This window comes from Spirosoma arcticum (assembly GCF_054779955.1).
Genome location: NZ_BAAGXG010000013.1, coordinates 33,124 through 46,413, shown reverse-complemented (window position 1 = coordinate 46,413; position 13,290 = coordinate 33,124). Strand labels below are relative to the sequence as shown.

11 protein-coding genes are annotated in these 13,290 nt (G+C 55.3%); 5 read left to right on the top strand and 6 right to left on the bottom strand.

The features are described from left to right. Positions 1 to 5: 5 nt before the first annotated feature. The 4 genes from ACYVHB_RS24545 to ACYVHB_RS24530 form a co-directional block, all read right to left on the bottom strand. Positions 6 to 503, bottom strand: a complete 498-nt coding sequence (locus tag ACYVHB_RS24545) for a Uma2 family endonuclease (RefSeq protein ID WP_461054459.1) — start codon at positions 501 to 503, stop codon at positions 6 to 8. 87 nt (positions 504 to 590) lie between these two features. Then, positions 591 to 1,670 (bottom strand): class II fructose-bisphosphate aldolase, encoded by a 1,080-nt coding sequence (gene fbaA / locus ACYVHB_RS24540; protein WP_461054458.1) that lies wholly within the window; start codon positions 1,668 to 1,670, stop codon positions 591 to 593. 118 nt (positions 1,671 to 1,788) lie between these two features. Further along, positions 1,789 to 2,022: a hypothetical protein gene (locus ACYVHB_RS24535; RefSeq protein ID WP_461054457.1), complete on the bottom strand. Its 234-nt coding sequence runs from the start codon at positions 2,020 to 2,022 to the stop codon at positions 1,789 to 1,791. Further along, on the bottom strand, positions 2,009 to 2,170 hold the full coding sequence (locus ACYVHB_RS24530) for a hypothetical protein (protein ID WP_461054456.1): 162 nt from the start codon (positions 2,168 to 2,170) through the stop codon (positions 2,009 to 2,011). The genes ACYVHB_RS24535 and ACYVHB_RS24530 overlap by 14 nt, the downstream gene beginning before the upstream one ends. A gap of 130 nt (positions 2,171 to 2,300) precedes the next feature. Between ACYVHB_RS24530 and ACYVHB_RS24525 the strand changes: the two genes are divergently transcribed. Further along, positions 2,301 to 3,110 (top strand): sugar phosphate isomerase/epimerase family protein, encoded by an 810-nt coding sequence (locus ACYVHB_RS24525; protein ID WP_461054455.1) that lies wholly within the window; start codon positions 2,301 to 2,303, stop codon positions 3,108 to 3,110. A 92-nt stretch (positions 3,111 to 3,202) separates the two neighbouring features. Continuing rightward, complete coding sequence (locus ACYVHB_RS24520; protein WP_461054454.1) at positions 3,203 to 4,777, top strand: hypothetical protein; 1,575 nt, start codon at positions 3,203 to 3,205, stop codon at positions 4,775 to 4,777. Positions 4,778 to 4,835: 58 nt separating this feature from the next. On the opposite strand, the gene ACYVHB_RS24515 is transcribed toward ACYVHB_RS24520, so the two are convergent. After that, positions 4,836 to 5,882: a chemotaxis protein CheB gene (locus ACYVHB_RS24515; protein WP_461054453.1), complete on the bottom strand. Its 1,047-nt coding sequence runs from the start codon at positions 5,880 to 5,882 to the stop codon at positions 4,836 to 4,838. A gap of 170 nt (positions 5,883 to 6,052) precedes the next feature. Between ACYVHB_RS24515 and ACYVHB_RS24510 the strand changes: the two genes are divergently transcribed. The 3 genes from ACYVHB_RS24510 (at position 6,053) to ACYVHB_RS24500 (ending at position 12,651) form a co-directional block, all read left to right on the top strand. Beyond that, positions 6,053 to 11,116 (top strand): CheR family methyltransferase, encoded by a 5,064-nt coding sequence (locus ACYVHB_RS24510; protein ID WP_461054452.1) that lies wholly within the window; start codon positions 6,053 to 6,055, stop codon positions 11,114 to 11,116. Between the two features lie 138 nt (positions 11,117 to 11,254). Further along, complete coding sequence (locus tag ACYVHB_RS24505) at positions 11,255 to 11,767, top strand: response regulator (protein ID WP_461054451.1); 513 nt, start codon at positions 11,255 to 11,257, stop codon at positions 11,765 to 11,767. A 65-nt stretch (positions 11,768 to 11,832) separates the two neighbouring features. After that, on the top strand, positions 11,833 to 12,651 hold the full coding sequence (locus ACYVHB_RS24500) for a response regulator transcription factor (protein ID WP_461054450.1): 819 nt from the start codon (positions 11,833 to 11,835) through the stop codon (positions 12,649 to 12,651). A 6-nt stretch (positions 12,652 to 12,657) separates the two neighbouring features. Here ACYVHB_RS24500 and ACYVHB_RS24495 read toward each other — a convergent pair whose 3' ends face one another. Continuing rightward, positions 12,658 to 13,146 (bottom strand): response regulator, encoded by a 489-nt coding sequence (locus ACYVHB_RS24495; protein WP_461054449.1) that lies wholly within the window; start codon positions 13,144 to 13,146, stop codon positions 12,658 to 12,660. Positions 13,147 to 13,290: the final 144 nt, after the last annotated feature.

Here is a 13,290-nt window from a genome sequence, read left to right as displayed (position 1 = left end):
TATTTCTACCGAAATACCTTTTTCAGATCAATCGATATACCATTGGTTGGGTCAGTTAAGGTATCATTATGGAAAACCAGTTCGTCACCATCTGGCAGCAGCACAAAAATGGTTCGCAACACCGGTTGAACGAGCCAGTACGACTTCGTACCAGCAGCAAAATAGTCACGGGCTTTCAGTATCAGTTCTGTATCCGTTTGAGAAGGGGAAACGATTTCAATTACGGTCAACGGCACCTCGCTTACTTTCACCTCATCCTCGCGCCAATTAGACGGTCCGGCGGGAAATAAGCACAAATCGGGTATGTAAGGTGGGTTAGGCACGGTCAACGACAATTCGCTGTACGTTTCGTAGGTGTCACCATAATGAACAGCAATCTCAACGCCGATTCGTTGTTGTAGTTTTCCGTGATTTTTACTGGGCATAGGCTTACCTCGTTCGATCTCATATTGCGAGCGGATAACCTCCTCAGCCACCTGTTCTGCTACTTCAACCGCTTCCATCGTTTATGAATTTGTTTCCTGCAAGATAACAAAAAGGTGCCGGATTCTGCCGACACCTTTTTGTTGTTCAACGTGGCAAATCAGCGCTTACGCCAGCCGGTTGAGGCAGTTCAAATCCTCGAACGCAATTTTCAGCCGCTGCACCATGCTTTCCTCGCCTTTGCGCAGCCATACGCGGGGATCGTAATATTTTTTGTTAGGCGAATCAGGTCCGTCGGGGCTGCCGAGTTGGGTTTGCAGGTAACCTTCCTTCGACTTGTAGTAGTTCAGAATACCTTCCCACATCGCCCACTGCATGTCAGTGTCGAGGTTCATTTTTACGGCCCCGTAGCGAATGGCCTCGCGGATTTCCTCACGACTCGACCCCGACCCGCCGTGGAACACGAAGTTTACCGGCAATGGTCCCGTGCTATAATGCTCCTGAATGTACTTCTGCGAATTGTCTAAGATAATCGGCGACAGCTTCACGTTACCGGGCTTGTATACGCCGTGAACATTGCCAAAGGCGGCCGCAATGGTGAAGTTGGGCGAAATTTTGCTCAGTTCTTCGTAGGCATACGCCACTTCCGAGGGCTGGGTGTAGAGCTTGGAATCGTCCACGTCGGAGTTGTCGACGCCGTCTTCTTCGCCACCCGTCACGCCGAGTTCAATTTCGAGCGTCATCCCGATTTTAGCCATCCGCTCGAAGTATTTGGCGCAGGTTTCGATGTTCTCCTCGATTGGCTCCTCCGACAAATCGAGCATGTGCGACGAATACAGCGGCTTGCCCGTTTCGGCAAAGTGTTTTTCACCGGCCGTCAGCAGCCCATCGATCCAGGGCAGGAGTTTCTTGGCGCAGTGGTCGGTGTGCAGAATGACGGGTACGTTGTAAAGTTCGGCGACGTGGTGCACGTGCAGCGCCCCCGATACCGACCCGGCGATGGCGGCCTGCTGCTTGTCGTTGGGCAGGCTTTTACCGGCGTAGAAAATACCGCCCCCGTTGGAGAACTGGATAATGACCGGCGAATTGACGGCACGGGCCGTTTCGAGCACGGCGTTGACGGAGTCCGTGCCGACGACGTTGACGGCGGGCAGGGCGTAATCATTTTCGTTGGCGTGACGGAACAGTTCGGTGACGCTGTCGCCGGTTACTACGCCCGGACTGAATCGGGTGGCTACTTCGCTCATAAGAAGAGGCAATTTAGAATTAGTTAAAGATAAAATTCGCCGAAACGCCGTTTACCGAACGAATCAGGTTGCGGGGGTAAAATTGGGGATAATATGGGGAATTGCTACCTAATCCACTTTAAGCCGTTTCCTGTTCTGTATTCATGACCTCTTTGACGAACTCGATTAAAGCCTTTGCCCGAATGACTTCATCGCGGGCGTGTTCGCGTAAACGCAGCACGAATATTTCCTGCTCATTTTGGGGCAGCGACTCAAAATGTGTATCATATTCGTTCCGAATTTCGGCTATTTCTTCCGGCGTGGTAGCGAGCCGGATGCGATTGTAATGACGGTCGAAATCAAATAATTCCATCGTTTTGCTGGTCTGATTCAAAGTTGTTCAACATAGCAGTCAATTCATCGCGCTTGTCCATAAGTCGCTCAATCTCATTCCACGGTGCTTTTTTAGCCATCAGGTCATTAATCTCAACGGTTGTCACCTGAATTTGTGCTTTCAGCATTCAAATCATTACGTCCCGGATGTGCTTCGGTTCATTCATCAGATCTATTCGGTGGGTACAAGCCTTTCAATCGTTTGCCAAGTACGCCCTTTTCTGCCTACTTTGCAATGACTCATTCACCCCTTCGCCCATGAAAACCCGCTTCTTCTGCCCCCTGTGGGGCATGGAAAACATTCCTTATCCCGAAGCCGCCCGCCGGGTAAAAGCCGCCGGATACGACGGTATGGAAATTGCCGCCGGACCCGACAAACGCAAAGAAGCCGTGCAAGTCACCCGCGACAATGGCCTCGACCTGATCCTGATGGCATTTGGCGGGGGAAAGGAATTTCGCGAGCACAAAACCAAATTTCGCGACGATCTGCTCGACGTTGCCTCGCACAAACCCCTGTTTATCAATAGCCACACGGGGCATGACTACTTTACGTTCGAGCAAAACGCCGAGTTGATTCAGACGGCTGCCGACGTGCAGAAGCAAACCGGCGTCCGCATTCTGCACGAAACCCACCGGGGCCGGTTTTCCTACAGCGCCCCCGCTATTCAGTATTATCTGCTCAAAATTCCCGACCTGCGCCTGACGGCCGATTACTCGCACTGGGTTAACGTGGCCGAGTCGTACCTCGCCGACCAGTCCGACAACGTAGACCGGGCCATCGCCGTCAGCGACCACATCCACTGCCGCGTGGGTCAGCCCGAAGCCCCACAGGTTGGCGACCCCCGCGCCCCGGAGTGGAAAGACGCCCTCGAAAGCCACGCCAAATGGTGGGACGCCATCCGTGCCCGGCTGCAACGCGCCAACGCCCCCACGCTGACCGTTACTTGCGAGTTTGGCCCGGCACCGGGGTATCTGCCCACCCTGCCCTACACCAATCAGCCCGTGGCGAGCCAGTGGGATATCAACCTATTCATGAAAGACTACCTCAAAAAGCGCTGGCAGGTATAATTTTTGCCGGTGTAGTGACGCGGACGATGCCGTTTTTTATACGGGCTTAGGTTTGCAATCCACCCGCCGAAAAATCGTACTTTTGGTACGTTATGCTTTATCTCCGCTACATACTGCTCCTGTCAATCCTGCCCTTTGCCCTGCACCCGGCTCAGGCGCAGTTGGCGCAGTCGCTGCGGCTTGAGATTCCGTCGGACCCAAACCAGGCCGAAGCCTTCGACGTGACGCCCCTTGGCGAGCGCGGAATGCTGATGACGATCCGAACCGGTGGCTTTTATGACAATACACCCGCTCTGTTTGCCTTCAAAAAATACGATGTGAACCTGAAACCGCTCTGGGAGGCAACGTTCAAACAAGACCTCAAATACCGGCCGGTGCAGACCTATAACAACGACCAGTATGTGTATCACCTCTTCCGGGAATATGACACGAACCGGTTCCAGTTCGTCAGGCTCCACCTCGACGATGGCCTTATCGACGCCTTTGAAGGCATCCTGCTTGAGCAGTTCGACATTCAGCAGTTTAAGGTGATGGGTAATCAGGCCTACGTGGGCGGCTACCACCACGGCCGCCCGGTGGTGATGGCGTTCTCCTTCTTCGACAAGACCACGAAAGTGCTGCCCGGCATGTATGTCAATCACATGGAAATCAGCAGCTTAGAGATCGACGAAGCCCGAAGCGAAGTTAATGTGCTGGTGCACTCGTCCCGGCGTCGCTGCCGATTTTCCATCCGCACCTACAATTACGACAGCAAGCTGCTGCGGACAATCGACTTCGACGGTGCCCAGAACAGCCTGATTTCCGGCAAACTGCTGCCCGTTGATGACCACGAATCGCTGTTAGTGGGCAACTACTCCACCGACTGCACGCCCTACTCCCAGGGCATTTACGTAACCCGAATCCGGCACGGCGAGTCGGCGACCGACGCCGACGCATCGGCCGAAGCGGTCAAGGCGATTCAGTACGTCGAGTTTTCGCAGCTTCAGAATTTCTTCAACTACCTTAAGCCCCACCGGCAGCAGAAGCTATTAGCCAAAGCAAAAAAGAAAAAAGAAGAAGGTAAAGATTATAAATTCCGGTATCGGCTGCTGGTGCACGACCTCAAACCCACCGCCAACGGCCTGACGCTCGTGGCCGAAGTATACTACCCGCAGTACCGGGGCAGCACGCTGGCCTACGGTGGTTACCTGCGCGGGGCCGACCGCTACGAAGGGTTCCGTTACACCCACGCCTTCGTGTGCGGTTTCGACCGGCGGGGTAGTTTACTGTGGGACAACTGCCTGCCCATTAAAGAACTTATCAGTCCCGAGCTGACCGAAATGGTTCAGCTCTCGCAGCAGGGGGACCGAATCGTGCTGGCGTATCCCAACGACGGCGAAATCAATACCGAAGTAATTCAGGGCAATAAAGTGCTGCAGGGTACCGAAAAATTTAAAATCAGAACTGGCACCGACGATGAGAAGGTAACCTTTTCGGCGCAGGATAACCTGATGGCCTGGTACGACCGGCACTTTTTGGCGTGTGGCTTTCAGAAGATTGCTCCCTCCAAAAATTACGCTAATCCACGCGAAGTCTTTTACCTCAACAAACTCACGTACAGCGCCGAATCTGTTCCTGAGAAGCCATCCAGCGCCACTACCCGAAAAAGCACCGGACCAGAACGGTAAGACTCGTAGACGGTGGGCCGACGTATACCGCCCAACCTCAACTCAAACACCCAAATACTCACTTTGCTACCCCATTGCTGGCCACGTCCTTGCTGGCCAGGTCCTCACTGACCTGCTCCTGCTGAAATATGAATTCGCGGGCTTTGGCCGACCGCTCCCGGGTTTCGCGGGCTTTTTGAGCAAACTGCTCCGCAGCAATAGGGTTACCGCCCTCGGCAAATTGTCGGCTCGACTGTTCAAGCAGAATAATCGTTTCCTCCAGACTGCGGACAGCTTTCCAAAATGAGGCTTCAACGGTTTTCGTCACGTCGGCCAGCAACGTACTGGCCGTGTAGGCGTGGCCGGTGTGACAGCGGTAACGAATAAGCTTGCCTTCCCGGATGCTAACCAAAGCCCCGCTGCATTCGGGGCAGGTTAGCGGTGTGAGTTCGCCCAGTTCCAGAATACCCAACTCGAATGCATTGTCCTGAGCGGCAATGCCCACTTCGACCTCCATTCGGTTCAGTTCGTTTTCCACCAGATCAGACTTATCAGGAACGGTTTCTTCAATTAATTGGCATAATAATGGGGCCAGTTCGGCAACGGGCACCTGGTAATCTACATCGACGTGCTGCAATACATTATCGGGCATGCTTGGGTACAGGGCATCCTCCGGGGCCTGAACGATTCCCAGCCCACCCAGCCGCTTAACCGACCAGATGCCGGAGGTGCCGTCGTCGAGCAGGCCCGTCAGCACAACGCCAATAACGCGGGACCCGTAGGTGTAAGCCGCCGAGCGAAACAGCGCGTCGATGGACGGTCGAAACCGGTTCTCTTTCGGACCCTTCTTAACAATGATATGGTCATGTTCCACCAGCAGGTGATGGTCTGGCGAGGCCACGTAGATACGCCCCCGCTGAATGGACTCGCCATCTTTCGGGTGGGACGCCTGTAGCGGACCGGCGTGGTTCAGAATATCGGGCAGGTGACTTGGCGAATGGGGCGATAGGTGCAACACGACAAAGATAGTAGCGTCAAAATCCGGGGGCAGGGCGGTTGCCAGCGCTTTGAGCGCATAAACCCCTCCCGCCGACGCACCAATAACAATAATATCACGTTTTGACATGCTCTTTTTATAGTAACTTTACAAACCGACTTTGCTTAGATAAACAATTATACGAGTCTTTTCAGGGACTTTCTATAGCCTTTTTTTACAGTTGGAAAGCTTCGTCAACCGCGTTAATGGTTTACTAAACCAATCAGCTAAGCATTAGTTTCAGTGCAGGTAATTTCACCATGACCAACCAGACCATTACACCACCGGACGAACAACTCACTTCATCGGTTGCTATCGTTGCCATTGGAGCCTCGATGGGAGGGCTGGAGGCCGTATCGGAACTGATTGCTAACCTGTCGCCAACGACCGGCCTGGCTTACGTATACATCCAACATCAGGACGGTCCGACACTCGACGGCCCGACGTCCGAAGATGACCCGCTGCTCGTTCTCGGCCGCGCAACATCCATGCCGGTGGTAAAGGCCGAAGATAAACTGCCGGTTCTGCCAAACCAGGTATACGTGATTATTTCCGGCGCTGTTCCGGCGGCAAAGCAGACGCAGGCCGACACTCAGGATGAGCCGACGTGTGATCTGGAGGTGATCGACGGTGTACTGACGCTGGTGCCGCGCCAGCAGGTTGGCCCAACGGCCGGGAGCCTGCCCATTGACCGGTTTTTTATGTCGCTGGCAGCACGGCAGCGAGCCGGAGCCGTTGCCGTGCTGCTATCCGGTGCGGCCTCCGACGGAACACTGGGAATGCGGGCCATCCGGGCTGCGGGGGGGCTGACATTCGCCCAGGACGAAACGGCCCGTTTCCAGACCATGCCCCGCTCCGCCATTGCCGAGGGCGTAGTAGACCGGGTACTGCCCCCCACCGCCATTGCCCATGAACTGCAACAGCTAAGCCAGCACCTGACCACGTTCCAACAGGCTGCGGGAGCCAACGCACTCGAATTCGGCGGATCATCTGAATCCATTGAATGGTCGGAACAGGACAAAAAAGAGCTCGTAGAAACGGCCTCATCGGGCAATGCAGACCCGGCTAACAGCGCGTCGGCCCGTACTGCACCGGCGCGGGGGGCAGATCTGGACGATAGTCTGGATGAGTCCGACGCGTCGGAAGAAGATACCCAGGAGGCTTTGCAGATCATTATTCAGTTGCTCCGAAAGACCACAGGCACCGACTTCAGCCACTACAAAATGACGACCATCCGGCGCCGGATCATTCGGCGGATGTTGTTATTGCGGCTGGAAACGCTGCGGACTTACGCCGACTACCTCCTCCATGACTCCGACGAAACGCTGGCGCTCTATGATGATCTGCTCATCAACGTGACCACGTTTTTCCGGGATGCCGACGCCATGGATTACCTCCGGAGGGTGGTGTTGCCCCAACTCATTCGCCAGCGAACGTCCCAGGAGCCGCTGCGCATCTGGGTGCCCGCCTGTTCAACGGGGCAGGAAGCGTACTCCATTGCCATGCTGCTGCTGGAAACGCTCGGCGAACGGGCAGCGACCATCCCCGTTCAGTTGTTTGCCACCGACCTGAGCGAGTCGGCGGTGGCCAAGGCCCGGCTCGGTTCCTACACGCGCAGCGAAATGATGGATGTGTCGCCCCGGCGGCTGCAACGCTTCTTCAACAAAGTAGGCGATCATTACCGCGTCAACAAAGCCGTTCGTGAACTGTGCATGTTTGCGCCCCACAACCTGCTGAAAGATCCGCCCTTTTCGCGGCTCGACTTCGTTAGCTGCCGCAATCTACTCATTTACTTAGATCCCCAGTTGCAGCGCAAAGCCATTGCCACGTTTCATTATGCACTTAATTCCAGCGGTTATTTGCTGCTGGGAAAATCGGAAACGGTAGGCCCCTCGTCCCCATTTTTCTCCGCACTCGAAACGACCCATAAACTGTACATCCGCAAAAATGATGTTACGGGACGGGCACTGTTCGACATGAATGCCCGATTTGGACTAAGCCGGTCGGTTAGGAACGACTCAGCCCAGCGATCCTCCGCCCGGCCCGGACTGGATGGTCTCGGACTGGATGGGCCTGGGTTGGCCCCGACCGATCCTGCCCAGGACGCACCCGTTCAGGACCATCCAGTCCGGGACCATCCAGTCCGGGCCGGGTCAGACCAGGCACTACCGGATGAACAAGTCGATCAGCATCAGGATGCAGCGGATCTGGATCAGTTCAGATCGGCCAGATTAACCCCGCCCCCCCGACGAACGAGACCTGCCCGCCCGACCAATACGTTAGACAAAATGGTGGACAGCCTGCTCAGCCAGTATGTGCCAGCCAGTGTGGTTGTCAACGCCGACTTGGATATTATACAGTTTCGCGGGTCAACGGGCCTGTTTCTGGAACCCGCGCCGGGCCGCGCCAGTCTGAGCCTGTTGAAAATGGCCCGTCCGGCGCTGGTGTTCGAACTGCGCAACGTGATCCAGAAAGCCGGGCAGTCGGGTCAGCCGGTGCGCCGGAGCGGAGTGGAAATTAAAGTTAAAGACCAGGTTCATTACGTAGCCGTCGAAGCCGTGCCGTTCAATACGGATATGGATGAGCGGTTGTTTCTGATTTTGTTTGAGGAAGTAACGGCCATTGTCACCGCCGAGAGCGACGCGGCCGACGTCCGCAGCCGACGCATCAGGCAGTTGGAGGACGAAATGAGCACCCTGCGCGAAGACATGCACTCGGTGGTTGAGGGGCAGGAGGCCGCCCATGAAGAGTTGCAATCGGCCAACGAGGAGATCATCAGCTCCAACGAGGAGTTGCAGAGCATCAACGAAGAACTCGAAACGGGCAAGGAGGAAATCGAATCAACCAACGAAGAACTGCTGACCATCAATCAGGAGTTGCAGGTGCGCAACGAACAGTTGTCGGAATCCTACGCGTATGCCGAGGCCATCTTCGGCACCATCCGCGAGGCCACGCTGGTGCTCTCCCCCGACTTACGGATCAAAAGCGCCAACCCGGTGTTTTATTCCTTGTTTGGGTTGAGCGAAGAAACAACCGAAGGGCGGCTGATCTACGAGTTAGCCAACCGCCAGTGGGACATTCCTCAGTTGCGCATCCTGCTGACCGACGTGGCCACGCGCGACATGCAGGTGCAGGGCTTCGAGCTACGGTATGAATTTCCGGGCGTGGGCGAAAAAGTGCTGTTACTCAATGCCCGTCGGGTGGTGCGGCAAAAGGAAGCTATTCTGCTGGCCATTGAAGACATCACCGAGCACCGCCGGTCGCAGCAGTTTCTTAAAGAGCGCGAAGCCTGGTTTCGCCAGATTGCCAACAATGCCCCGGCGCTTATTTGGGTGGCCGGGCCTGATGGTCGCTATACGTTCCTTAACAATGTGTGGCTGGATTTTACCGGCCGCTCTTTAACCGACGTAATGGACACGGGTTGGGCGCACACGCTGCACCCCGACGACCGGGCAAGTTACGAACAGACGTATCGGGCCTACTTCGAAAACAGACAACCGCACCAAACCGAATATCGACTGCGCCAACACAACGGTGAGTACCACTGGATGCTTGAAAAAGCGCAGCCAACCTTCACGCCCGATGGTCAGTTCAGTGGATTCATCGGCACAGCCGCCGACGTACAGGGACCAAAGGAACTCAACGCCGAACTGAGTACACTCGTGGTGGAACGAACGGCGGAACTTACTCACACGAATGAACGGCTACAGTTAGCCAACGACCAGCTGCAAAGCGTGCTGAATGGCGTACCGGCGGCTGTTACGCTGCTGGAAGCCGTAGTGCCGAACGGGGGCGATGCGGTAGTCGGGACACCGGAGTCTCAAACACCGGCGGTCGGCGTCCCCGTTGATTTCACGACGTCTGGCTTTAACCAGCGGGCACAGCAACTCCTTGGCGATGCCCCCGCCATGATACGGGCAAAGTCACTGCTGGAGATCAACCCCGAATTCCGGGAAAACGGATTGTTTGACACCTACGTTGCCGTGTACCAAAGCGGTCAGTCGGCCTATCGGGAGGTGGATTTTGAGACCCAAGACGGTACGCGCTGTTTTGCCTTTTACGTTACCCGGCAGGTCGACGGTCAGGGGGTGGTGGTTACGGCCCTCGACATCACCGACCGTAAGGAAATTGAGGAGCGCGTACGGCAAACCGCCAAATCACTGCAGGCCGTACTCGACAATTCGCCCGCGTCCATCGGTCTGCTGCAACCCGTTCGTACGTCGTCCGGGGCTATTTCTGAGTTCAGAGTAGCGGTCGCCAACCAGCGATTTGCCCAGTTGATGGGTCAGCCGCTAAAACAGATAAACGAAATAAAACTCAATCAGTTAACAGATCAGTTGTGGGGGCAGCAAACATTGGACAACCTCACCCGCGTGATTGAAACCGGCGAACCGGTGTATGCTGAGCAGCAACAATCAAACGGCAGCTGGCTTGCTTTGTCGGTTACCAAACAGGAGGATAGCGTGGTGATGATCGGTTTTGACATTACCGACCTGCGGCAGATGCAGCAACAGCGCGAAGACCTGCTCAACCAGGTTAGGCAATCGGGTGAGACGGTTGAGGAACTATCCGTTCTTCAGGAGCAGGTGCGGGTGCGGGGCGAGTTGCTGCGCACGTCCTCCCACGATTTGCGCGGTAGTCTGGGTATCATTCAGGGCGCTACTGACCTGCTGGCCTTTGCCGACTCCGACGAAGAACGGGCGCAGATGCTGGACATGATTCAGCGGAACGTGCTGGAAACAACCCGGCTGATTACCGAACTGCTGGATTTTTCGCGCTTAGAAGCTGGTCAGCAACAGGTGCAGTTGGCTTCCTTCGACGCGGCCGAACTCCTGCGCAAACTGGGCGAGAACATCAGGCCGCTGGTGGAAAACAAACGGTTAACGCTCCGGTTGTCCGGTGAGAAACAGCTACCGGTAGAAGGCGACGCACTTAACATGCTCCGGATCGCGCAGAACGTGGTGCTCAATGCACTCAAATACACCGATCACGGCAGCATTACCCTGCAGTGGGGCAACAGCGAACCCGACGAGTGGTTTTTCAGCGTAGCCGATACCGGACCGGGAATGGATCAGGCCTTAGTCGATAGGCTCTCGCACGAGGGTCGTGCCAGCGAGGCTGTTCTCAACTACCCAACCGTTGCGGGCGCACCCACTGCAACGGCCTTATTGGATAACAAACCCGTGCTGGGTTCAGCACCGGGCGAAGGCATTGGTTTAGTCATTGTCCGGCAGTTGTGCGATTTATTGCGGGGTCGCTTACTGGTTGAAAGTCAGCCCGGTCAGGGTTCGGTCTTTCGGGTGGTGTTTCCCCGGCGCTATTGAGTGTGTTGGATTGACGTGAGTATGGCTGACTAAAGATGTGTATCGTTGATTATAAGTGAGTTGCTGACGCGAAGCCCTTCGACAGACCGGGTACGTCAGATCGGTCAGTAATCATTAAAAAAGTTGATTTGTATGGATATGCCAACGAACTCACAGCGTGACGCGTCCATGGTATATATTGTGGACGACGGAGCCGACTACCGGTTTATGGTGCAGAAGGTGTTTACCCAGTTTTTGCCCCAGTACAAGGTTATCCTGTTTCCGGGTGGTAACGCGCTGCTTCAGCACCTGCAAACGAATCCGGTACTCCCGTCCCTGATTCTGCTCGACCTGCACATGCCCGGCATGAGCGGTCTTCAAACATTGACGCAACTCAAGCAGGAGCAGCCTGAAAATGGCTCAGGAGCGGCTACTACCGCCCCAGCGGCAGCATCGCCCACGTCCGTCGTTTTCACCCCAACCAGTTGGCCGGTGCGGTCGATTCCGGTTGTTGTGGTGACCAGTTCATCATCGGCTCGGGAAATTCAGGCGTGTTACGAAGCCGGGGCAAATTCGTGCCTGGCAAAACCGGTTGGTTTCGATCCGCTGCGCCAGCGGTTAACGCTGATCTGTGATTATTGGATGAACACCAACCGGACGTTTCTGGCCTGACGCGGGCAAACAGCGCATAAACACGTCCGCTTTACACCAACTACACACTTCAATAAACACCTTACGTGCAGTTTATTAGTCAGCTTCTCGAACATCCCTCGTTACTTGCTTACTTCTCGGGTGCTAACAATTATACCTGGCTGCGGTTCCGAAACGGCGAACGGCGGCTACTGGCCAAGCCCCTGACTTATTTTGAGGAACGATTGCCCACCTTTATCCGGGTTCATAAAACGGCCCTCATCAACCCAACCTGCGTTGTGGGCGTAGCCCATCCGTCGCGTACTAAAATGCCCGGCACCGTCCGAATGCACGACGGCACCGAACTGCCGGTGAGCCGTCGGCGATGGAATGATGTGATTCGGCTGTTAGAAGGCAGTTTGGACGACGTTCGTGCGGCAATGGCAGCAACGCCTGAGCTGCCCCCTGTGGAGCGGAAGTCAACCCGGCGCGTTCTCTACAGCCCGCCCCCGCTGGTGTTGCTGACCGTGATGACGGGCGATGCGGTGCTGCTGACCCGCGAACGCATTGGTTTATCGGGGATGAATTGTGTGCTGCAACACGTTGAACAGGGGGCAGAACTGGCCTCCGCCCTCCTGCTTAGCTCCGCCAACGAGCGGCCGGGGCTGATTCTGCTGGACTCCAGAACGAACCGGCCCGACCGGATGCTAACCTTACGGGCGCTCAAAAGTCACCCCCGGTTGCGGGCGATTCCGGTGGTTTGGCTGGCGGCACCGGGCGAGGATACGACGCAGGCTTATGCCCTGGACGCTAACTCGGTAGTGGTGATTCCTGACAGTCCGGCTTCGTTCAAAAAAATTATTGAGCAGCTTTGCCAGTACTGGCTTACGGTGGTGCAGCTCCCCCCGGAAGCAGATGCCGGTTGAGTGGACTCAGAACGAGGAAATCCCGACATTGGGCAATGTCACGGTTTCCCACCAGTAGGTGCGGACCATTCGGAAATAGGCCAGCCAGTCTTCATACATCCTCGGCTTCACTAAATACGACGAGCAGCCCCGCTCGTAAGCTTCGATAACGTCGCTCCGGTTGCCCGACGAACTCAGAATAACAACCGGCGTTTTGCTCAGAGCCATCGGCATGGCTCTGATTTGCTCCAGCAGTCGCCAGCCGTTTTGGCGGTCGGGCAAATACAAGTCTAATATAACCAGTTTGGGTATGTCCCACTCCTCCAAGCGGCAATGGTCTAAGTAGGCCATTACTTCCTGCTCGGTTGGGATAAGAACAATTTTTAGCTCCGGCAGGCATTGCCGAACGGCATTGCTGATGATGATCCCGTGGTCAGGATTATCTTCAATAATCAGTAATTGAGCATTCTTGAAGTTATTACGAGTCGTTGAATCACGATAGGATGAAGTAGTCATTCGGCTAAGGAAATTGTCTTTTGTTTATAAAATGATAAACAAATTTAGTATATAATATTAGTATACCAAGCGGGGGGGGGGGGGGGCCGTTGCCTCACTTGCAGTTAGTACTCATTCGCTTATATCCGTCCCCTATGTGTTCTC

Excerpts from the sequence above, each read along its gene's own strand:
- ACYVHB_RS24545 (WP_461054459.1), bottom strand. The coding sequence starts at position 503 with ATGGAAGCGGTTGAAGTAGCAGAACAGGTGGCTGAGGAGGTTATCCGC.
- fbaA (WP_461054458.1), bottom strand. The coding sequence starts at position 1,670 with ATGAGCGAAGTAGCCACCCGATTCAGTCCGGGCGTAGTAACCGGCGAC.
- ACYVHB_RS24535 (WP_461054457.1), bottom strand. The coding sequence starts at position 2,022 with ATGGAATTATTTGATTTCGACCGTCATTACAATCGCATCCGGCTCGCT.
- ACYVHB_RS24530 (WP_461054456.1), bottom strand. The coding sequence starts at position 2,170 with ATGCTGAAAGCACAAATTCAGGTGACAACCGTTGAGATTAATGACCTG.
- ACYVHB_RS24525 (WP_461054455.1), top strand. The coding sequence starts at position 2,301 with ATGAAAACCCGCTTCTTCTGCCCCCTGTGGGGCATGGAAAACATTCCT.
- ACYVHB_RS24520 (WP_461054454.1), top strand. The coding sequence starts at position 3,203 with ATGCTTTATCTCCGCTACATACTGCTCCTGTCAATCCTGCCCTTTGCC.
- ACYVHB_RS24515 (WP_461054453.1), bottom strand. The coding sequence starts at position 5,882 with ATGTCAAAACGTGATATTATTGTTATTGGTGCGTCGGCGGGAGGGGTT.
- ACYVHB_RS24510 (WP_461054452.1), top strand. The coding sequence starts at position 6,053 with ATGACCAACCAGACCATTACACCACCGGACGAACAACTCACTTCATCG.
- ACYVHB_RS24505 (WP_461054451.1), top strand. The coding sequence starts at position 11,255 with ATGCCAACGAACTCACAGCGTGACGCGTCCATGGTATATATTGTGGAC.
- ACYVHB_RS24495 (WP_461054449.1), bottom strand. The coding sequence starts at position 13,146 with ATGACTACTTCATCCTATCGTGATTCAACGACTCGTAATAACTTCAAG.